The 19,290-nt window shown below is 73.4% G+C and carries 19 protein-coding genes; 7 read left to right on the forward strand and 12 right to left on the reverse strand.

Annotation, left to right across the window (positions count from 1 at the left end; all coding sequences use genetic code 11):
• The first annotated feature begins 103 nt into the window (after positions 1 to 103).
• Entirely contained in the window at positions 104 to 1,060 is a 957-nt protein-coding gene (locus tag ACTWPV_RS34085) for a lysostaphin resistance A-like protein (protein ID WP_443154911.1), read from the forward strand.
• Here the strand turns inward: ACTWPV_RS34085 and ACTWPV_RS34090 are convergent.
• The 8 genes from ACTWPV_RS34090 to ACTWPV_RS34125 are packed head-to-tail and all read right to left on the reverse strand — an operon-like array spanning position 1,041 to position 9,725.
• Positions 1,041 to 2,474: an aldehyde dehydrogenase family protein gene (locus ACTWPV_RS34090; RefSeq protein ID WP_443154912.1), complete on the reverse strand. Its 1,434-nt coding sequence runs from the start codon at positions 2,472 to 2,474 to the stop codon at positions 1,041 to 1,043. The genes ACTWPV_RS34085 and ACTWPV_RS34090 overlap by 20 nt on opposite strands.
• Positions 2,471 to 3,601, reverse strand: a complete 1,131-nt coding sequence (locus ACTWPV_RS34095; RefSeq protein WP_443154913.1) for a P1 family peptidase — start codon at positions 3,599 to 3,601, stop codon at positions 2,471 to 2,473. Before ACTWPV_RS34095 ends, ACTWPV_RS34090 begins: the two co-directional genes overlap by 4 nt.
• Positions 3,601 to 4,782: a M20 family metallopeptidase gene (locus tag ACTWPV_RS34100; protein ID WP_443154914.1), complete on the reverse strand. Its 1,182-nt coding sequence runs from the start codon at positions 4,780 to 4,782 to the stop codon at positions 3,601 to 3,603. The genes ACTWPV_RS34095 and ACTWPV_RS34100 overlap by 1 nt, the downstream gene beginning before the upstream one ends.
• Positions 4,776 to 5,576 carry an ATP-binding cassette domain-containing protein gene (locus tag ACTWPV_RS34105; protein WP_347644822.1) on the reverse strand — a complete coding sequence of 267 codons (801 nt, stop codon included), beginning with the start codon at positions 5,574 to 5,576 and terminating at the stop codon, positions 4,776 to 4,778. The genes ACTWPV_RS34100 and ACTWPV_RS34105 overlap by 7 nt, the downstream gene beginning before the upstream one ends.
• Complete coding sequence (locus ACTWPV_RS34110; protein WP_443154915.1) at positions 5,545 to 6,465, reverse strand: ABC transporter ATP-binding protein; 921 nt, start codon at positions 6,463 to 6,465, stop codon at positions 5,545 to 5,547. The genes ACTWPV_RS34105 and ACTWPV_RS34110 overlap by 32 nt, the downstream gene beginning before the upstream one ends.
• Positions 6,462 to 7,286 carry an ABC transporter permease gene (locus ACTWPV_RS34115; RefSeq protein WP_443154916.1) on the reverse strand — a complete coding sequence of 275 codons (825 nt, stop codon included), beginning with the start codon at positions 7,284 to 7,286 and terminating at the stop codon, positions 6,462 to 6,464. The genes ACTWPV_RS34110 and ACTWPV_RS34115 overlap by 4 nt, the downstream gene beginning before the upstream one ends.
• A gap of 13 nt (positions 7,287 to 7,299) precedes the next feature.
• The gene (locus ACTWPV_RS34120) at positions 7,300 to 8,238 is read right to left on the reverse strand and encodes an ABC transporter permease (RefSeq protein ID WP_443154917.1); all 939 of its coding nucleotides are present in this window, start codon (positions 8,236 to 8,238) and stop codon (positions 7,300 to 7,302) included.
• Entirely contained in the window at positions 8,235 to 9,725 is a 1,491-nt protein-coding gene (locus ACTWPV_RS34125; RefSeq protein WP_443154918.1) for an ABC transporter substrate-binding protein, read from the reverse strand. Before ACTWPV_RS34125 ends, ACTWPV_RS34120 begins: the two co-directional genes overlap by 4 nt.
• 85 nt (positions 9,726 to 9,810) lie before the next feature.
• Between ACTWPV_RS34125 and ACTWPV_RS34130 the strand changes: the two genes are divergently transcribed.
• Genes ACTWPV_RS34130 through ACTWPV_RS34145 form a run of 4 tightly spaced genes read left to right on the forward strand, consistent with a single transcriptional unit; the run spans position 9,811 to position 13,169 of the window.
• Positions 9,811 to 10,557, forward strand: coding sequence for a FadR/GntR family transcriptional regulator (locus ACTWPV_RS34130; RefSeq protein WP_347644817.1), 747 nt, complete (start codon positions 9,811 to 9,813; stop codon positions 10,555 to 10,557).
• 57 nt (positions 10,558 to 10,614) lie between these two features.
• Complete coding sequence (locus tag ACTWPV_RS34135; protein ID WP_347644816.1) at positions 10,615 to 11,580, forward strand: adenylate/guanylate cyclase domain-containing protein; 966 nt, start codon at positions 10,615 to 10,617, stop codon at positions 11,578 to 11,580.
• Positions 11,581 to 11,640: 60 nt separating this feature from the next.
• Positions 11,641 to 12,165, forward strand: coding sequence for a SigE family RNA polymerase sigma factor (locus ACTWPV_RS34140; protein WP_347644815.1), 525 nt, complete (start codon positions 11,641 to 11,643; stop codon positions 12,163 to 12,165).
• Positions 12,162 to 13,169, forward strand: coding sequence for a hypothetical protein (locus tag ACTWPV_RS34145; RefSeq protein ID WP_443154919.1), 1,008 nt, complete (start codon positions 12,162 to 12,164; stop codon positions 13,167 to 13,169). Before ACTWPV_RS34140 ends, ACTWPV_RS34145 begins: the two co-directional genes overlap by 4 nt.
• A 30-nt stretch (positions 13,170 to 13,199) precedes the next feature.
• Here the strand turns inward: ACTWPV_RS34145 and ACTWPV_RS34150 are convergent, their stop codons facing one another.
• On the reverse strand, positions 13,200 to 14,717 hold the full coding sequence (locus ACTWPV_RS34150) for an acyl-CoA synthetase (RefSeq protein WP_443154920.1): 1,518 nt from the start codon (positions 14,715 to 14,717) through the stop codon (positions 13,200 to 13,202).
• 197 nt (positions 14,718 to 14,914) lie between these two features.
• Between ACTWPV_RS34150 and ACTWPV_RS34155 the strand changes: the two genes are divergently transcribed.
• The gene (locus ACTWPV_RS34155; protein ID WP_443154921.1) at positions 14,915 to 15,571 is read left to right on the forward strand and encodes a class I SAM-dependent methyltransferase; all 657 of its coding nucleotides are present in this window, start codon (positions 14,915 to 14,917) and stop codon (positions 15,569 to 15,571) included.
• Between the two features lie 66 nt (positions 15,572 to 15,637).
• Here the strand turns inward: ACTWPV_RS34155 and ACTWPV_RS34160 are convergent, their stop codons facing one another.
• Entirely contained in the window at positions 15,638 to 16,030 is a 393-nt protein-coding gene (locus ACTWPV_RS34160; protein ID WP_443154922.1) for a hypothetical protein, read from the reverse strand.
• A gap of 39 nt (positions 16,031 to 16,069) precedes the next feature.
• Entirely contained in the window at positions 16,070 to 17,020 is a 951-nt protein-coding gene (locus ACTWPV_RS34165) for a LysR substrate-binding domain-containing protein (RefSeq protein WP_443155102.1), read from the reverse strand.
• A 66-nt stretch (positions 17,021 to 17,086) separates the two neighbouring features.
• On the opposite strand from ACTWPV_RS34165, the gene ACTWPV_RS34170 reads away from it, so the two are divergent.
• Positions 17,087 to 18,340, forward strand: a complete 1,254-nt coding sequence (locus ACTWPV_RS34170; RefSeq protein ID WP_443154923.1) for an MFS transporter — start codon at positions 17,087 to 17,089, stop codon at positions 18,338 to 18,340.
• A gap of 34 nt (positions 18,341 to 18,374) precedes the next feature.
• Here ACTWPV_RS34170 and ACTWPV_RS34175 read toward each other — a convergent pair whose 3' ends face one another.
• Positions 18,375 to 19,289 (reverse strand): MerR family transcriptional regulator, encoded by a 915-nt coding sequence (locus ACTWPV_RS34175; protein ID WP_443154924.1) that lies wholly within the window; start codon positions 19,287 to 19,289, stop codon positions 18,375 to 18,377.
• Position 19,290: the final 1 nt, after the last annotated feature.

The raw sequence follows: 19,290 nt of genomic DNA on the forward strand, positions 1-19,290 counted from the left end.
CGCCCCCGGCAGGGGAACATGACCAGCGACATAGCTCAGGGTCGTACCCGGACAGGTCGCCGGCGGGATTCGCCTCGCGCGGCGTTTGCCTACCTTCGGCGGCATGACTTCTCCTGCCGTCACTTCGAGGGGGATCGGACGTGACACCCATCCCCTGCTCACCGTTCTGCTGGCGCAACTGATCTACGCGGCCGGCCTGCTCGCGGGCATGCTGCTCTTCCAGACGCTGGGTGCGCTGCTGGCGGGGACGCAGCCGTCGCCGCCGCTCATCGCCGTCTTCGCCGTGCTGCAGCCCGTGCTCGGCCACGCGCCCATCTTCCTGCTGCTCTGGGCCTGGGTGCGGTTCTACGAGCGGCGGCCGTTCGCCGCCTCGCTCGGCCTCACGTGGGACGGGCTCGCCTGGAGGCAGCACGCGGCCGGCTTCGGCCTGGGGACGGCGTTCATCGCGGGGTGGCTGGCGTTGCAGGCCGCCATCGGGAACCTGCGGGTGGACGACACGCTGGTGGCCCCCGGCACGCCGCTCGCGGCGCTGGCGTACCTGCTGCCGGCGTTCTACGTGGGCAGGATCGTGATGATCTCGATCGAGGAGATCCTCTACCGGGGCTGGATCCTGCGCAGCGCCACCACGCGCTGGGGGACGACGGCGGGCATCGCGATCTCGTCGGGGGCGTTCGCGCTGTTCCACTTCGCCGGCCCGCTGATGCTGATCTCTCCCCTGCACCGGTTCACCTGGGTGCTGGCCGCCAACCTGGTGCTCTGGTCGGTGCTGGCGGCGCTGCTCACGCTGATGGGCGGCAGCCTGTGGGCGGCCATGGCCTTCCACGCGACGCCGCTCTGGCTGGCGTCCCTTGTCTTCGTGGTGGCCGCACCCGGGCAGGGCCCGCCGCAGCTCGCCATGGTGCTGCTCTCCCAGCCGCAGGCGAGCCCGCTGCTGGGAGAGCCCGCCACGGCCGGCCCGTTCACGGGGCTGCCGACCACGGTGCTGCTCGCGCTCCTGTGCGGCGCCGCCTTCGCCGCCTACCGGAGGCGGGGCCGGCGCGTCACGCCTGCGGCCGGATGATGGCCATCCTGGTGACGGTCAGCTCCTCGATGGCGAACCGCGGGCCCTCGCGGCCGGCGCCCGAGTCCTTCACGCCGCCGTACGGCATGTTGTCCGCCCGGAAGCCGGGCACGTCGTTGACCACCACTCCCCCGGCCTCGATCCGCTCGACGGCGGCGAACGCCGTGGCCAGCGACCGGGTGTAGACCGCCGCGTGCAGGCCGTACCGCGAGGCGTTGACCGCGGCGAAGGCGGCGTCGAGGTCGGGCACCGGGCGCACGCACACCACGGGGCCGAAGATCTCCTCGTCCCAGGCGTCGGCGCCGTCGGGGACGTCGGCGAGCACGGTGGGCGCCAGGGCGCGTCCGACACGGTGCCCGCCGGTGACCGGCTGCGCTCCCGAGGCGGAGATCCACGCGAGCACGCGGTCGGTGGCCGCCTCGTCGATGAGCGGGGCGACGCGGGTGCCCGGCAGGCGCGGGTCGCCGACGGTGACGCCCTTGACGCGCTCGGCCAGCAGGGCGAGGAACCTGTCGCGTACGGGCTCCTCGACCAGCACCCGCTGCACCGAGATGCACGCCTGGCCGGAGGCGTAGTAGCCGCCGCGCACGACCGCGTCGGCGGCGGCCTCCAGGTCGGCGTCGGCCGCCACCACGAGCGCCGCGTTCGAGCCGAGCTCCAGCAGCACCTTGGTGGGGGCGGCGCCGCGCGCGATGGCGTGGCCCGCCGCGGCCGAGCCGGTGAACGAGACCGCGCCGATCCGCCGGTCCTCCACCAGGGTCCTGCCGACCTCGACGTCCCCGGTGACGAGCTGCACGGCGGCCGGGGGAAGCGCGCCGGCCGAGCGCAGCAGGTGGACCAGCCAGAGGGTGGCCAGCGGGGTCGCGGGCGCCGGCTTGACGATCACGGGACAGCCGGCGGCGACGGCCGGGGCGATCTTGTGCGCGGCGAGGAGCAGCGGGTAGTTGAAGCCGGTGATGCCGACGACGACGCCGATCGGCCGGCGCGTCCAGAACCCGATCAGGCCCTCCCCCGACGGCAGCAGGTCGAGCGGCACGGTCTCCCCGTGCAGCCTGGCGACCTCCTCGGCGGCCGTGGCCAGGGTGACCAGCGTCCTCGCGACCTCGACCTTGCAGTCGGCCAGCGGTTTGCCGGTCTCCAGCACCAAGAGCCGCTCGAACTCCTCGCGGGCCGCCTCCAGCGCGTCGTGGGCGTGCGTGAGGGCGGCCCGCCGGGCGTGCGAGGGCAGCCCCGCCATGGCGGGGGCGGCGGCCAGCGCCGCGTCGAGGGCCTGCCGGGCGTGCGCCGGCGTGCCCAGCGGGGCCGCGGCGACCCGGGTGCCGTCGTAGGGGAAGATCACGTCGGTGGTTGCCGCGGTCTCCGTCCATCCGTCGCCGATGGGCAGTCCGGCGGGCCAGGCTTGCTCGATGCTCATGGCTCTTTCCGTAGGGCGCTGGGAAACACGTCGAGGTACGCGGGCGCGCCCTCGCGGCCGGTCGCGGCCAGCACGGCGTGCGCCACGGCGCGGCTGAACACGTCGGCCACCGCCGCCAGGGCGTCCTGGAGCACGTCGTGGTCGGGGGCGGGGCGGGCGCAGGTGGCCAGGGCGAAGATGGTGTCGCCGTCGGTCATGGTGTGCGCCGGCCTGATCGCCCTGGCCAGGCCGTCGTGGGCGACCGCGGCCAGCTTGCCGCACCGGGCCTTGGTGAGGGCGAGATCGGTGGCCACCACGCCGATGGTGGTGTTGAACGACGGCGCCTTCTCCGGACGCCAGGCCGCAGCCTCCTCCGGCGTGGGAGGCTCCAAGGCGAACTCCCCGGGCAGGCCGTACCTGGCGCCGGAGAGGGTGGCGTCGGCGGGGTCGAGAACGGAGCCCGCGGCGTTCACGACGGCCAGGGCCGCCACCGTCGTGCCGTCGGGGAGCACGGCGCTGGCCGTTCCCACGCCCCCGGCCAGCCCGCCCGCCACCGCGCCGGTCCCGGCCCCGACCGACCCGTTGGCCGTCGCCGGCGCCGTCGTGCACGACACCCCGCCGTCCTGGGTCACTGTCCCTTCACGGGGCCGGAGGGCCGGTCGTTCGTCGGAAAGGGCGGTCACCGGCGGGCGGGAAGCGGCCGGCGCGTCGCGGGTTGCCGCCGGGGAAAGGGCGGCGTCATAGGCGGCGGCGCCCAGCGCCGCGTCAGGGACGGCGCGGAAAGTGCCGCCCCGCCCGAGGTCGAAGATGACGGCCGCCGGGACGATCGGTACGGCGCCGCCCTCCACCGGATACCCGATGCCCGCGTCGGCGAGCCGGTCCACGACCCCGCACGCCGCCCCGAGCCCGAACGCGCTCCCGCCCGACAGCACCACGGCGTGCACGCGTTCCACCAGGTTGCGCGGGTCGAGCAGCTCCGTCTCACGGGTGCCGGGCGCCGCCCCGCGCACGTCGACCCCGGCCACCGCGCCCCCGGCGGGGGCCACGACCACGGTGGTGCCGGTGCGGTGGCCGCCGCCGACCCGCTGCGCGTGGCCGACGCGCAGGCCGGGGACGTCCACCAGCGCGTTGGCGGGGCCCGAGCGCATCAGTGGTCTCCGGTCAGGAACCGGCGGGCGGCCTCGGCGAACACCTCGGCGCACCGGACGATCTCGGCGATCTCGACGAACTCGTCCGCCTGGTGCGCGATCCACTTGCCGCCCGGCCCGTACACGACGGAGGGGACGCCGCCCCAGTGGGTCAGCACGGTCCCGTCGGTCGAGCCGGGCACGCCACCGTACACCGGTTCCCGCCCGGTCACGGTACGGTGCGCGGCGGCCAGCGCCGCGACGACCGGGTCGGAGACGGGCACGTCCACCGGCGGCCGGTCCACCAGCGTCGACACCTCGGCGGTGATCCCGTCGCGGGAGGCGAGGGCCGCCACCCGCTCGGCGATGACCTTGTGCTCGACCCCGGGGACGGTCCGCACGTCGACGAAGACCGAGGCGAGCGCGGGGATGACGTTGACCTGCTCCTCGGACCCGGCCCGCAGCACGGTCGGCGTCACGTACACCTCGCCGAGGTGCTCGTGCGCCGGGTGCGACGCCTGGAGCTCGTCCTGCAGGGACCGCAGGCCGGCGAGGAGCTCGCCCACGGCCTGGATGGGGTTGCGGCCGTGCTGCGGCATCGCGCCGTGGGCCATCCTGCCGGTGAGGTCGACGCGCAGCCGCAGCGCGCCCTTGGCGACGGCGCAGATCTCGCCCGCCTCGGGCTCGGCGACGATCGCGCCGTCCACGTCGGCCGCCAGGCCTTCGGCGACGAAGTGGTGCGCGCCGAGCATGAGGCCTTCCTCGTCGGCGAGCGCGCACACCTTGATCCGGCCGGGGAACGGTCCAGCGAGCTGCAGGGCGCGGGTGGCGTAGAGGGTGGCCGCGAGACCGGACTTCATGTCGGCGCTGCCGCGGCCCCACAACCGCCCGTCGCGGATCTCGCCGCCGAACGGGTCGACGGTCCACGTGGACAGGTCGCCCTCGGTCACCACGTCGGTGTGGCCCTCGAACATCAGGGTCGGCCCGTCGCCGCCGCCGCCCTCGACGACCGCCACGACGTTGGGCCGTCCTGGCGCGGCCTCGTACACGACCGGCTCCCAGCCCCACTCGCGCATCTTCGCCGCGACGAGCTCGGCAGCGGGCCGCTCGTCGCGGCCGCGCGCCGGGTCGTTGGTGCTGGGGATCCGCACCAGCGCCCGCGTGAACTCCACCACGCCCTCGGCGTCGACCTCGATCACCACAAACCCTCCAATGTCGGTACGGCCCGCAGCAGCTCCTGCGTGTACGGGTGGGCGGGCGCCTCCCAGACGTCGTCCACGGGCCCGGTCTCCACGATCTCGCCCTCGCTCATGACCGCGACCGTCTCGCACACGTGCCGCACCACGGACAGGTCGTGCGAGACGAAGACGAGCGTGAGGCCCAGCTCGTCGACGAGGTCGGCCAGCAGGTTGAGGATCTGCCCGCGTACGGACACGTCCAGGGCGCTCACCGGCTCGTCGGCGACCAGCACCTTCGGCCGGGGCGCGAGCGCGCGGGCGATCGCGATGCGCTGCCGCTGCCCGCCGGAGAACTGGTGGGGGTAGCGGCCGGCGGCCTCGGGCGGCAGCCCGACCTCGGCCAGCAGTTCGCTCACGCGGTCGCCGGCCGGCAGGCCGAGGGCGACGAGCGGCTCGGCGACGAGGTCGCGTACGCGCATGCGGGGGTCGAGCGAGCTCATCGGGTCCTGGAAGACGATCTGGAGGTTCTCGCGCAGGAACCGCAGCCGTTTCTCCGGCCGGCCGGCGATCTCCTGCCCGTCGAAGCGGATGGAGCCGCTGGTGGGCCGGTCGAGCGCGCACAGCAGCCGCAGGAGCGTGGACTTGCCCGACCCGGACTCTCCGACGATGCCGAACCGCTCCCCGCGCCGGACGGTCAGCGACACGTCGCGCAGCGCGTGGACGGCGGCGCCCGGCCTGGCGAGCGAGGTGCGCGGCCGGTGATAGACGCGGTTGAGGCCGCTCGCCTCAATCAGCGGGGTGCCAGCATGCGAAGGCATGTCCGTCTCCTGTCAGCGCCGGCGCCGCCTCGCACGCGGAGGTGGCGTGCGGGCAGCGGTTCCTGAACACGCAGCCGCCGGGGAACCGGCCCGCCGACGGGACGCTGCCCTGGATGGTGGGCAGCCGGGTGCCGCGCGGGGGGAGCTTGGAGGCGGCCAGCAGCCCTTCGGTGTAGCGGTGGCGGGGGCGGGCGAAGACCTCGCGGATGGGGCCGCTCTCGACGACGCGGCCGCCGTACATGACGAGGACCCGCTCGCAGACGGAGGCGACGACGGCGAGGTCGTGGGTGATGAACAGCAGCGCGGGCGCGACCTCGGCGATCAGCTCGAGCATCTGCTTCTGCACGGTGACGTCGAGCGCGGTGGTGGGCTCGTCGCAGATGAGCAGGCCTGGTCCGTTGGCCAGGGCGATGGCGAGCATGACGCGCTGCCGCTGGCCGCCGGAGAGCTGGTGGGGGTAGGCGCGGGCGACCTGGGCCGGTTCGGGAAGGCGTACGCGTTCCAGCATCGCGACGGCGCGTTCGCGGGCCTCCTGACGCGGCGTGCCGTGCAGCGTCATGACCTCGGCCACCTGGGCGCCGACGCGCATGAGCGGGTTGAGCGCGGTCATGGGCTCCTGGAAGACCATGGACACCTCGCGCCCGCGCAGGTCCTTGACCCGGCTCTCCGGCACGCCGGCCAGGTCGCGGTCGCCCAGCCTGGCGGTGCCCGAGGCGGTGACGCCCTCGGGGAGCAGGCCCATGAGCGACAGCGCGGTCAGCGACTTGCCCGACCCCGACTCCCCGATGAGGCCGACCCGCTCGCCGGGCGCGATCGTGAAGGAGACCTCGCGTACGAGCTCCAGCGATCCGGCCCTGACGGTCAGCTTCTCGACCCTCAGCGTGCTCACCGGATCCTCCTGAGCTTCGGGTCCAGATAGTCGCGCAGGCCGTCGCCGAGGAGGTTGAAGCCGAGCACCGCCACCGCGATCGCCAGGCCTGGCCAGAGCGCCAGGCGCGGGGTGGAGAACAACAACTCCTGCGACTCCTGCAACATCCGGCCCCACGAGGGCGTGGGCGGGCGGGTGCCGAAGCCGAGGAACGACAGCGCCGCCTCGGCCAGGATCGCGATCGCGAACGACACCGACGCCTGCACGATCAGCATCGAGCCGATGTTCGGCAACACGTGTCGCACGGCGATGGCGGGCCGCCGGCGCCCCGCGGCCCTGGCGGCCATGACGTAGTCGGTCACCATGACCTGCAGGGTGGCGGCGCGGGCCACCCTCGCGAACGCGGGCACGGTGGCCACCCCGATCGCGATCATGGCGGTGAGCGTGCCGGCCCCGTAGACCGCGCCGAACATCACGGCGAGCAGCAGCGCGGGGAAGGCGAACACCAGGTCGTTGACCCGCATGATCAGCTCGGAGAACCAGCCGCGCGGCGTCATCCCGGCGATCATGCCGAGCGGGACGCCGAGCGCGGCGGCGATGCCGACGGCCACGATGCCGACGTAGAGGGTGGTGCGCGCGCCGACCATGAGCTGGCTGAAGGTGTCGCGGCCGAACTTGTCGGCGCCGAGCGGGTAGCCGCCGCCCGGCTCGCGCAGCTTCTGCGCGGCGTCCACGAGCGTCGGGTCGTGCGGCGTCCAGAAGAAGGACGCCACGGCCGCCAGCACCACGAGCCCGACAAGCGTGCCGCCCGCGACCAGACCGGCGTTCGTCCTGCCCCTCATCGCACCCTCCGGTTCACCGCAGCCTCGGGTCGAGCAGGTGGTAGGCGACGTCCACCACGAAGTTGATCAGCAGGACGGCCGCCACCAGCACCATCACCACGCCCTGGACGAGCAGCAGGTCGCGCCCGGCGACGCCGTTCAGCAGCAGGTCGCCGAGCCCGGGGATGACGAAGACCCGCTCGACCACGACCGCGCCGATCAGCAGCGTGGCCAGTTGCAGGCCGAGCACGGTGACCACGGGGACGGAGGCGTTGCGCAGCCCGTGGCGCCACAGCGCGCCGGTGCTGCCGCGGCCCTTGGCGCGGGCGGTGCGCAGGTAGTCCTCCCGCATGACGTCGAGCACGGCGCTGCGCACGTAGCGGGTGAGCACCGCGCCCTGGACGAGCCCGAGCGACGCCCACGGCAGCAGGAGGCCGCGCAGCCACTCCCCTGGGTCCTCCGCGAAGGGGACGTAGCCGCCGGACGGCAGCACCTGGGCCTGCACCGCGAACACGAAGACCAGCAGGATGCCGGCCAGGAACGCCGGGATCGCGATGCCGACCTGGCTGGCCGCGCTGATCGCCGCGCCGAGCGGGTCGCGGTGGTGCACGGCGGCGTACGTGCCCAGCGGCACCGCGACGGCCAGCGCCACGGCCATGCCGCCGAGCACGAGCACGGCCGTCACGCCGAGCCGCTCGCCGATCTGCGGCCCGATGGGCGAGCTGGTCACGTAGGAGGTGCCGAAGTCGCCCTGGAGGAGACCTCCGGACCAGTCGAGGAACTGCACGACGGGCGGCCGGTCGGTGCCGAACTGCTCGCGCAGCGCGGCCACCGCCTCGGGCGTGGCGTTGACGCCGAGCGCGATCTCGGCCGGGTCGCCGGGCAGCAGCGCCATGAACGCGAACACCACGACGGCGGCCACGGCGGTGCTGGCGAGCAGCACCGCCAGGCGTTTGAGCAGGTAGAGGGTCACTGTTTGGCAAGTGCGGTGAAGTCGAAGGATTCCGAGATGGCGTTCTTCGGCAGGCCGGTGACGCCCTTCTTCGCCACGATCAGGTTGGGGAAGAGGAAGAGCCAGTCGGCGGCGGCGTCGTCGGACAGGAGCTTGGCGGCCTGCTTGAGGTCGTCGGCCTGCTCCTGCTCGGTGCCCTGGTCGGCGGAGGCGAGGAGCTTGCCGAACTCGGGATTGTCATAACCGAAGTAATAGGACTTATCAGCGAAGATCCCCATGTCTCGGGGTTCGACGTGGTTGATGATCGACAGGTCGTAGTCGCCCTTCGTGAACACCTGGTCCAGCCAGCGGGCGGGGAACTCCAGCGGCTCGATCTCGGCCGTGATGCCCACCTGGGCCAGCTGCGACTTGACGACCTGGGCGCTGGCCACCGCGTACGGCAGGTTGGGGATGCGCATCTTGACGTCGTACGTCTTGCCGCCGAGCAGCTGCTTGGCCTTGGCCGGGTCGTAGGGGTAGTCGCCGGTGCGGTCCTCGTACCAGGGGTCGGTGGGCGGCACCATCGAGCCGATCAGCTCGCCGCGCCCGGCCCAGGCGGTGTCGAGCAGCGCCTTGTGGTCGATGGCGTGCCGGACGGCCTGCCTGACCTTCTTGTCGTCGAACGGCGGGCGGCCGTTGTTCATCGACAACACGACCTCGCCGTTGGTGGTGCCCTCGATGACCTCGAAGCGGCCGGGGTCGGCGAACTGCTGCAGCGACTCGGGCGCCTGCACGCTGGAGATGACGTCGATGCCGCCGGTGAGCAGCGCGTTGTTCATCGCCGTCGCGTCCTTGAAGTATTTCAGCGTGATCGACGACAGCGGCGGCTTCGTGCCCCAGTAGGAGGGGTTGGCGTCGAGTTCGATCGAGTCGCCGCGCCGCCACGAGCCGAGCACGTACGGGCCGGTGCCGACGGGCTTGCCGGCCAGGTCGGACACTCCCGTGCGGCTGAACATCGCGCCCAGCCTGGTGGCCATCGAGTAGAGGAAGCCGTTGCTCGGCTGCTTGAGCGTGACCACGGCGGTGGAGTCGTCCTTCTTCTCCACCTTGTCGACGACGTCGAGCTGCGACTTGATCTTGAGCTTCCAGTCGGACTTCACCCGGTCGAGCGAGAACACCACGTCGTCGGCGGTGAAGGGCGCACCGCTGGAGAACTTCACGTTCTCGCGGAGCGTGAACGTGTAGGTCTTCCGGTCGTCGGAGACCTCCCACTTCTCGGCCAGCAGCGGCACGATCTCGCCGGCCTGGTCGAGCTTGACCAGGCCCTCGTAGACGTTGACGAGCAGCGCCTGCGGGATCGCGGCGCCCTCGGTGGAGGTGAAGTCGAGGTTGGCCGGCTCGGCCACGAACCCGACGGCCAGCGACTTGGCCTCGGGGGTGCCGGACGCGGATTCACCGCCGTCGCCGCCGCAGGCGGCCGTGGCCAGCAGGAGACCGCCGACGGCGATCCAGATGCCGATGCGCCTCATATCTTCAGCCTCCTGGCTAGTGCACTGGTCGGACCAGTAGGCTGCACATTGCCAGTCGTCGGCGGCTCGGGTCAAGGGGGATTGCATGGGTGGTCCGCGGTTCGAGCCGGTGCGTGCCGTACGCGCCTACGAGCGGGTCGTGGAGCAGGTCGAGGAGGCCATCGAGAGCGGCGCGCTCAGCCCCGGCGAGCGGCTGCCCAGCGAACGCGACCTGATGGTGCAGTTCTCGGTCAGCCGGTCCACCGTGCGCGAGGCGCTGCGGGTGCTGCAGGCGCGCGGCCTGGTCCGGTCGCGTCCCGGCGATCCCCACGGGGCGGAGGTGCTGCCGTTCACGCCCGCCGCCCTGCACAAGTCGATGACCACGCTGGCCAGGGTGGAGGAGCTGTCGCTGGCCGAGCTGGTGCAGTTCAGGATGGTGCTCGACTCGTCGGCCAGCCTGCTGGCCGCCCGGCTGCGCACCGACGGGCAGCTCGACGAGATGGGCGCGGCCGTCGCGCGCATGCGCGCCGCGACGGACCACGACGCGTTCGTGGCCGAGGACGTCTCCTTCCACGACGTGGTGGCGCGGGCCAGCGGCAACAAGCTGATCCAGATCTGCACCGACGTCGTCCGCTCGATCGTGCTCGGGCTGATCTCGGAGAAGCTCGCCGCCGCCCCCGACCGGCCGGCGCTGATGCGGCAGACGATCAAGCACCACGAGGAGGTGCTGGCGGCGGTGCGCGCGGGCGACGGGCCGCTGGCCGCCCGGCTGACCCGCAGGGCGATGTACGACTATTACGCGGACTACGTGCCGGACGGTGAACGTCCGGCCCTGCGAGCCCTGCTGGAGTGATCGCGCTGACTCCGCACTGGTCACCTGACCCGGGGCCCCGAATGTTATCTTGCCCACGTGCCGCTCGATGATGGGGACGCGTTGCGCGAGGCGTTCCTGCGCGAGCCGCGCCGCTACACCAGCCACCAGGTCGCCGACATGGCGGGGGTGCCGGTCTACCGCGCGCGGCGGCTCTGGCGCGCCCTCGGGTTCCCCAACGTGGCCGACGACGCGGTCGAGTTCACCGACTCCGACGTCGAGGCGCTCAAGACGATGTTGCGCATGGTCGGCTCCGGCGCGTACGACGAGGAGCACATGCTGCTGATCGCCCGCTCGATCGGCCGGGCCACGACCAGGCTGGCCGAGTCGCAGGCCGAGGTGGGCGTGGAGTCGCTCGACCAGGCGGGCGTGCCGCTGGAGGAGCGGTCGCGGGCGTGGCGCAGGCGGGCGGAGCTCGTGGTGCCCGACCTGGCGCGGCTGCTGGTCTACGCCTGGCAACGCCAGCTCGCCGCCGCCGCGGGGCGCATCGCGGGCCAGGACATGAGCGCCGTACGGCTGTCCGTCGGGTTCGCCGACCTGGTCGCGTTCACCCGGCTGAGCCGGCAGATCACCCTCGGTCAGCTGGCCCGGCTGGTCGACAGGTTCGAGGGACGCTCGGCCGACATCGTGACCTCGTCCGGCGGGCGGGTGATCAAGACGCTGGGCGACTCGGTGTTGTTCGTGGCCGATGAGGCGCACGTGGCGGCGGACATCGCGGTGCGGCTGGTGGAGACGCACGCGCGCGGCAAGGACATGCCGGAACTGCGGGTGGGGCTGGCGGCGGGGCCGGTGATGTGGCGCATGGGCGACGTGTTCGGCACCACGGTCAACCTGGCCAGCCGGCTCACCGCGCTGTCGTTGCCCGGCACGATCCTGGCCGATCCGCAGCTGGCGGAGGAGCTCGAGGGCGACCGGGAGTTCCGGCTGCGTGCGGTCGACCGGCTGTCGGTGCGCGGGCTGGGCGAGCTGGTGCCGTTCACGGTCACGCGCGCCGAGACCCCCTGACGCCGGTTCCCCCCGGCCGGCGGCGCCGGTTCGGCGCGGGGCAACCTGACGCCACGCTCGATGCGTCACTACCGTCAGCAAGCTTCGAGGAGGCATCTCACGTTGGCGGATAGGGCGATATTTCATGACTTTGTGGCGACCAGGTCCGATCGGCTGCTGCGCACCGCGTACCTGCTGACCCGCGACTGGGGGGTCGCCGAGGACCTGCTGCAGGAGTCACTGGCCAAGGCCTGGTTCGCCTGGCCGGGCATCGACGAGCCCGAGGCGTACGTGCGCAGGGTCCTGGTGACCACGTACACGTCCTGGTGGCGGCGCAGGTGGCGCAGGGAGCTGCCCAGCGACGACCTGCCCCACGCCGTGGCGCACGATCCTCCCGGCGGCGAGCGGGAGGAGCTGTGGCAGGCGGTCGGCCGCCTGCCCGCCCGGCAGCGCGCGGTCGTCGTGCTGCGGTTCTACGAGGACCTGCCGGTGGCCGAGGTGGCCAGGATCCTGGGCTGCCAGGAGGGCACGGTCAAGAGCCAGTGCGCCAAGGCGCTGGCCAAGCTGCGAGTGGACGAATCGATCGTGAAGGAGCTGCACCGATGAGCGCGCACGACCTGCGTGACGTCCTGCGGGAGCGGGCCGGGGCCCCGGCGCCCCCGAACCCGCACCGGCACGACCAGATCCGCTCCCGCATCCGCAGGACCCGCGTCCGGCGGGGCGCGATGGCCGGCGCGGCGGTGGCGGCGGCCGTGGTGCTCGGCGTCTCCCTCCTCCCCGGCGCGGCCGAGCCCCCCGCCCGGGAGATCACCGCGGCGGCCAGGCCCGCGGCCGAGCTGCCCGAGACGTTCACCTCCGGTGACGGCACCGAGTATCGGCGGGTGGCCACGGCCGAGCTGGCGGCCAAGGGCGGTCAGAAGGCGTCGGTCACCGTCCCCGTCACCGGCAGGCCGCTGGACCTGGCCGGGTTGTGCCAGGGCAGGCCAGGGAGCCAGCCGCCGCACGTCGCCGTGAACGGCAGGCCCCACCGGGCCAGCTTCCTGAGATGTGGGAAGGACATGGAGCTCAGACCGCTGGTCGTACCGGAGGGCGCCACAGAGGTCACCGTCACCTTCGACACCGAAATAACCGGGTACGGCTGCGTACGCGAGAAGAAGGGCGGAAAGTGCGAGCCGGTCAAGCCGCACTGGGCCGCCTGGAGCCTGGCCGTCTACGAGTGGACGCCGCCCGCCGAGCCGGTCGAGCCCGGCGAGCTGCGCTCCCCGCCTGCCAAGCTGGCCGGTATGAGACTTGCCGCCAGGACGGGCGGCACGTGGACGAAGGAGCGCTCGTTCGAGCTGGTGGTCAGGAGCCCCGGCGGGAAGCTGGGCCTGGAACAGCTCTGCACGGGCGACCTGGCCCGCCGCATCTGGTTCACCTACCGGATCAACGGCAAGGACACCGGCTCGACCGCTGACTGCGGCACCTGGAAGAGCGGCCCCTTCCCGATGGCGATGGCCGAGCACAGGGTGCCCAAGGGCGAGAAGGTGACGATCACCGGGAAGGTGGGCCTGTGGGGTGAGGCCACCAACCGGCCGGTCCGCTGGGTCGTGGCGGCGTACGTGAATTGACCACCGCTGACCGGCCGCCGGGGCGGCCGGTCAGAACCGGTCGCGCAGTTCCCGCTTGAGCACCTTGCCCGAGGCGTTCTTGGGCAGGGACTCCACGAACACCACCCGCTTGGGGGTCTTGAAGGCGGCCAGCCGCTCCCGCAGGAACACGATCAGCTCGTCGGCCGTCACCCCGGCGCCCTCGCGCAGCACCACGGCGGCCGTCACCGCCTCGATCCACCGCTCGTCCCGCACGCCGAAGACGGCGGCTTCCGCGACCTCCGGATGCTGGTAGATGGCCTCCTCCACCTCGCGGCTCGACACGTTCTCGCCGCCCGACTTGATCATGTCCTTCTTCCTGTCGACCACGGACAGGTAGCCGTCGGCGTCCATGACGCCCAGGTCTCCGCTGTGGAACCAGCCACCGCGGAACGCCTCCTCCGTCTTGGCGGGGTCGTTCCAGTAGCCGAGCATGGCGTGCGGGCTGCGGTGCACGATCTCGCCGACCACGCCGGGCGGCACCGGCCTGTCCTCGTCGTCGACGATCCTGGTCTCGACGTTCAGGGCGGGCCTGCCCGCCGAGCCCAGCCGGGTGAGCTGCTCGTCGGGCCCGAGGATCGTGGCGACGGGGGCCATCTCCGTCTGGCCGTAGAAGTTGAACAGGCGCACCTCGGGCAGGCGGGCGGCGATCTCCTTCAGCACCTCGACGGGCATGATCGAGGCGCCATAGTAGCCCTTGCGCAACGACGACAGGTCGCGGCGGCCGAAGTCGGGGTGGCGGAGGAGGCCGATCCAGACGGTGGGCGGGCAGAAGAGCTTCGTCGCGCGCTCGCCCTCGATCGTGGCCAGGATCACCGCGGGGGTGGCTCCTGGCAGGATGATGTTGGTGGCGCCCAGGTAGATGCCGGGCGTGAGGAAACAGTGCAGTTGCGCGCAGTGGTAGAGGGGCAGCGCGTGCACCTCGACGTCGTCGGGACTCATCTCGCCGTCGGCCACGCACGTGACGTACTGGGAGATGAGGCTGCGGCTCGACAGCGTGGCGCCCTTGGGGCGCGACTCGGTGCCGCTGGTGTACATGAGCTGGATCGGGTCGTCGTCGGCGATGTCCACCTGCGGCTCCGAGGCGTCGTCGCAGGCCGCCCAGCTCGCGAACGGCTCCCAGCCGTCCGCCGCCGCGCCGATCACCCCGCGCACGGTGACCCGCGGGCCCGCCGCGGCGTCGGCCACCGGCAGCAGCCCCTCCTCCACCAGCATCCCGGTCGCGCCCGAATGCTCCAGGATGTACGCGACCTCGTCGCTCCCCAGCATGAAGTTGATCGGCACGGAGATCGCGCCCAGCCGGGCCAGCGCGAAATACGCGACCACGAACGCGTGGTTGTTGTGGCTCAGCACCGCGAACCGGTCGCCCTTGCCGACGCCCCGCGCCGCCAGCGCGTTCGCCGTGCGGTTGACCATCAGATCGAGGTCGGCGTAACTCTGGCGCAGGTCACCGTAGACGACGGCGGTCTTGGCGGGGTGGCGGGCGGCCGAGCGCCGCAGCAGGTCAGCGATGGTATGCCGGCGGATCATGGGGACATCCTTCAGTCGCGCAGAACCATGTTCGGGTGATCCTAACCGTTCGCCGTCTCCTGCGCCCGCGCGCGATCCCCTCGCCGTCGGGCGGCGGGCATAGACGGTGGTCATCCGGGAACTCGCTTCGGTGACGACGTCATCTCAGTTCACGGAGACGCTCACGCGTCTCATCCGAGAGAGGCCGCGCCACCGCCATGCCGCCCGTTCCAGAGGTCATGCACCGTACGCTGTTCCGCGCCCTGTCACTGCTCCCGCCGCAGGCCCAGGGCATGGTCCTCGGCCGTTTCTTCGACTGGCGGCACCGGGTCCCCGACCCCTGGAAGTTGTCGACCGACACCTACGAGCGGCAGAAGTACGAGGCCACGCTGAAACACGTGCCGCGGAGGCCGTACCGGCGCATCATCGAGGTCGGGTGCAGCGAGGGCGCTTTCACCCGCGGGCTGGCGGACGCCTATCCCGAGGCCGAGATCGTCGGGGTCGACGTCTCCGCACGGGCGCTGGCGCGGGCGCGCCGGCGGGTCCCCGACACCGGCCGGGTGCGCTTCGTCCAGGCCGACATCCTCACCCATGTGCCCGCGCAGCGCTTCGACCTCGTGTTCTGCTCGGAGACCCTCTACTACCTGGGCCGCCACGAGCGCCTGCGCCTGGCCAGCGCCCGCCTGGGCCGGCTGCTCGTGCCGGGCGACGGGGTGCTCGTGGCCGTGCACCCATGGCCGGAGGCCGGGCGGCTGCACCGCTACCTCGACGCCGACGCGGCGCTGTCGCGGCTGGCCGAGGAGGTCTACCTCGCGCCTCCCCGCCCGTACGCCGTCACGATCTACACCACGAGGGCCGACCCACCGCCCGCGTGACTCACCCGCGACATCGGCGGACCGCGGGCCGTCCTCCCGGCGGCGGTCCGTGTCCTCCGGCTCGGCCTACCCCGCACCACCCGGGTCCCGGACCGGGGAGGTGCCGGCAGCCGTGTTCCGTGGCCGTCCGGGCGGGCGGCGGTCGAGGGCCTGGGCCCATTTGACGGCCACGGCGGCCACCTGGACGAGTTCGGCACGCAACCGGTCCGGCTCGGTCTCCGCGAACGCCTCCATCACCTCCTCCTCCAGGATGTGCCGCCACGTCAGCGTCCCGGCGCGGGCGGCCGTGTCCGTCGCGTGCCTCGCCGCGCCGGACTCGGCCGCCGCCCGCTCGCCCCCGGTGCCGTCGGGCAGGATCTGCATGCCCCAGCGCGCGTCCTGCGCCGCCCGCTCCGCCGCCACGTCGGCGAGCACCCTCGCCAGCGAGCCCGGCACGCCCGCATCGCCGTCTTCAGCCATCTCCCCAGTCTGGACCATGGGCCTCGCCGGCCCCACCGGTCACGAAGGGCCGGGCTGCTCGCCGCGGAATCCCGGCCCCAGGTCCGTCACACCGGCGCACACGTGGTCCCTGAACACCCGCGCCGCGGGGGTCAGCCGCTCGCCCGCCGGCCAGCTCACGCCGATCGTCCTGAACACCGGCGGCGACAGGGGGATCTCCATGACCCCGGCGACCGAGCCGGGCGGCCCGGAGCGGGGCAGGATCGCCACCCCCAGCCCTGCCGCCACGAGCCCGCGCACGGTCTCCGACTCCTGCCCCTCGAACACGATCCGCGGTTCGAATCCCGCCCTGGCGCACAGGTCGTCGGTGATCTGGCGCAGGCCGTACCCGGGTTCGAGCGTCACCAGCTCCTCCCCCGCCAGCTCGGCGGCCCGCACCCGCCTCCTGGCCGCGAACCGGTGCGAGCCCGGCACGGACAGCACCAGCTCCTGGTCGGCGAGCCGCCTGCTGACCAGAGCTGGGTCGTCCAGCGGCATGGGCGCGAGGAACACCAGGTCGATCTCGCCCTCGCGCGCGGCCCGCAACATGGTCTGCCGCGAACCCTGGACCAGGCTGAACCGGATGCCGGGATGGCGCTCGCGGAAATCACGGATGAGGGAGGGGACGAGCGTGCGGCCGAGCAGGTGTAGGAAGCCGAGGGCGACGCGGCCCGTGCCCGGGTCGATCTCCTCGCGCACCTCGCGGACGGCGGCGGTCACCGAGCCGAGCGCGCGGGCGGAGGCGGCGGCGAGCACGCGCCCGGCCCTGGTCAGCCGGATGCCGCGGCCCGCGGGCAGCACGAGCGGCGCGCCGACGAGGTCGGCGAGCGCGGCGAGGCGGCGGCTGGCGGTCGGCTGGGGGATGCCGAGCAGCTCGGCCGCGCGGGTCACGTGCCCGGTCTCGCCGACCGCCGCGATCAGCGCGAGGTCGGAGGCGAGGCGGGCGGCCAGCTGCTCGTCGGACTCATCCATCACGGTATGAATCATGACCTGTTTCTGTATTGGACGTATCTATGTGCCGTGCCTAGCGTGGCGCGGGTGGTGGTCACTCAGGCTCAGGCTCCGCCCGCGGACACGCGGCGGGTCAGCGCGGCCGTGGCGGCGGCCGGGCTGTCGTCGTTCGCCCTGCTGTACGCGCCCCAGCCGGTGCTGCCGCAGCTCGCCGGGGCGTTCCGGCTGGATCCGGGGAGCGCGTCGCTGGCTGTCGGCGTGGCCACGACCGCGCTCGCCGTGACGGTGCTGCCGCTGGCCTGGCTCGCCGGGGTGGCGGGGCGGCGGCGGGTGATCCTCTGGTCGGTGCTGGGGTCGGCGGTGATCGGGCTGCTGCTGCCGCTGGCTCCGTCGTTCCCCGTGCTGCTGGCGATGCGGGCGGTCCAGGGGGTGGCGGTCGCGGGGTTCGCCGGGGTGGCGGCGGCGTACCTGGCCGACCGGCTCGGCACGGCGCGGTTGCCGGGCGCGGTGGGCGCGATGATCGCGGGCAACACGATGGGCGGGATGCTCGGCCGGCTGGGCGCGGGCTTCGCCGCCGGCCCGCTGGGCTGGCACGGCGCGCTGTTCGCCGTGGCGAGCGTCGCCCTGCTGTGCGCGCTGTTCACCGCCCTGGCCCTCCCCCGCGACCGGCACCCGTCCCCTGCACGCACGCCGCGCCATCCCCAAGCCCCGCGGCCCGGACGCGCGACAGCCGCGCCCCCGCACCGCCAGGTCGCGGCATCCGCGCCGCCGCGTGAGGGGCCGGGGCGGCCGATCGCCGCCTACGCCGTCGGCGCGCTGGGCATGGGCGCGTTCGTGGCGCTGTACAACGCCGCCGGCTTCCGCCTGTCCGCGCCGCCGATCTCGCTCAGCACCGCCGCCGCGTCCCTGGTCTTTCTCGCGTACGCCATGGGCACCGCCTCGTCGGCCGCCGCCGGACGGATGGCCGCCCGCCTCGGACGCACACCCGCCCTCGTCACGGCGCTGACGGTCACGGTGGCCGGCGCCGTCATGACCGCCCATCCGGCGCTGCCGTTCGTCGCGCTCGGCTTCGCCGTGCTGACCGCCGGGTTCTTCGCCGCACACGCCATCGCGAACGCCTGGGTCACCGCCGATGCCGAGCCGAGCGCCCGCGGCCGGGCCGCCGGGATGTACACCCTGGCCTACTACCTGGGCAGCGGCGTGGGCGGCACCGTGGGCGGCGTCGTGTACGGGCACGCGGGCTGGACCTGGCTGGTGGTCCTGACGTCGGCCTGGCTGCTGCTGGCGGGCCTGGCCGTCCTCGTGTCACGCGCGGGGAGGCGACGACGGGTCAGGCCGTGAGGGCGGCACGATCCGGCCGCGAGGGCGCCACAGGTCAGGCGGTGAGGGCGCGCTCGAGCGCGTCGGCGAGCCACAGGTGGGCCGAGCCGAGCGTGGCCTTCTCGTCGCTGACCTCACTCACCAGCCGCCAGTAGCGGCGGAAGCGCGGGTCGCGGTCGGGAGCCAGGTTCGCCAGAAGCTCGCGCCGGAAGTCCGGGGTGTCGCCGACCCCCCGCACGGTGGCGTGCACCGCCACGAACCGGTCCAGCTCGGGCCCGGGACGCGGCGCCTCTCCCGCGATCACGAGCGGCTCGACCAGCGTGCACGCCTCGCCGACGCCGTACATCAGCTCGTCCTCGTCGTGGATCACCTGCACGTTCTCCAGCGCCCGGGAGCGCAGGAGGCGCGTCAGCGACCGGTCGGCGACCAGGGTGACCAGCTCGGCGTACGCGACGACCTGGGGCGGGGTCGGATGGGCGGGCGGGTCGGGAACGGCCATGGCCACGAACGACGCGAACATCTCGTCGGCGATGGGCGCCACCATCTGCCGCCGCCAGAATCCGACCAGCTCGTCGCGGGCGGCGGTGCCCTGCTCGGCCGCGGCCAGCAGGTCCAGCCGGGCCGCCCGCTCGTCCGGGCCCGCCTCCTCGACGGCGCGCAGGGCGGCCCGCCGCCAGGCCAGCCCGGCGAGCTGGACGTCGAGCGCCGCGCGCTCCTCCGCGACCGCCTCGGCCACGGAGCACTCGCCGGCGAGCACGCGCGCGATGGCGGCCAGCCCCAGGCCGAGCCCGCGCAGCCGCCTGACCATGCCGAGCCGCTCGACCGCGGCGCCGTCGAACCTGCGGTGGCCGCCGGCGCTGCGCACCGACTCGATGATGCCCTCGTCGCAGTAGTAGCGGATCGTCCTCACGGGTACGCCGGTCAGCGCCGCGAGGTCGCCGATCCCCAGCGTGTCGTTGCTCACAGACACT

It is taken from the genome of Nonomuraea sp. KM88 (genome assembly GCF_052245635.1).
GTDB lineage: Bacteria > Actinomycetota > Actinomycetes > Streptosporangiales > Streptosporangiaceae > Nonomuraea.

What these genes read in the sequence shown, in the direction of transcription:
- ACTWPV_RS34165 (WP_443155102.1), bottom strand. Translation starts at nt 17,020, where the DNA reads ATGGATGAGTCCGACGAGCAGCTGGCCGCCCGCCTCGCCTCCGACCTC.
- ACTWPV_RS34125 (WP_443154918.1), bottom strand. Translation starts at nt 9,725, where the DNA reads ATGAGGCGCATCGGCATCTGGATCGCCGTCGGCGGTCTCCTGCTGGCC.
- ACTWPV_RS34155 (WP_443154921.1), top strand. Translation starts at nt 14,915, where the DNA reads ATGCCGCCCGTTCCAGAGGTCATGCACCGTACGCTGTTCCGCGCCCTG.
- ACTWPV_RS34160 (WP_443154922.1), bottom strand. Translation starts at nt 16,030, where the DNA reads ATGGCTGAAGACGGCGATGCGGGCGTGCCGGGCTCGCTGGCGAGGGTG.
- ACTWPV_RS34105 (WP_347644822.1), bottom strand. Translation starts at nt 5,576, where the DNA reads ATGCCTTCGCATGCTGGCACCCCGCTGATTGAGGCGAGCGGCCTCAAC.
- ACTWPV_RS34095 (WP_443154913.1), bottom strand. Translation starts at nt 3,601, where the DNA reads ATGCGCTCGGGCCCCGCCAACGCGCTGGTGGACGTCCCCGGCCTGCGC.
- ACTWPV_RS34085 (WP_443154911.1), top strand. Translation starts at nt 104, where the DNA reads ATGACTTCTCCTGCCGTCACTTCGAGGGGGATCGGACGTGACACCCAT.
- ACTWPV_RS34150 (WP_443154920.1), bottom strand. Translation starts at nt 14,717, where the DNA reads ATGATCCGCCGGCATACCATCGCTGACCTGCTGCGGCGCTCGGCCGCC.
- ACTWPV_RS34140 (WP_347644815.1), top strand. Translation starts at nt 11,641, where the DNA reads ATGCGTCACTACCGTCAGCAAGCTTCGAGGAGGCATCTCACGTTGGCG.
- ACTWPV_RS34145 (WP_443154919.1), top strand. Translation starts at nt 12,162, where the DNA reads ATGAGCGCGCACGACCTGCGTGACGTCCTGCGGGAGCGGGCCGGGGCC.
- ACTWPV_RS34090 (WP_443154912.1), bottom strand. Translation starts at nt 2,474, where the DNA reads ATGAGCATCGAGCAAGCCTGGCCCGCCGGACTGCCCATCGGCGACGGA.
- ACTWPV_RS34115 (WP_443154916.1), bottom strand. Translation starts at nt 7,286, where the DNA reads ATGAGGGGCAGGACGAACGCCGGTCTGGTCGCGGGCGGCACGCTTGTC.
- ACTWPV_RS34130 (WP_347644817.1), top strand. Translation starts at nt 9,811, where the DNA reads ATGGGTGGTCCGCGGTTCGAGCCGGTGCGTGCCGTACGCGCCTACGAG.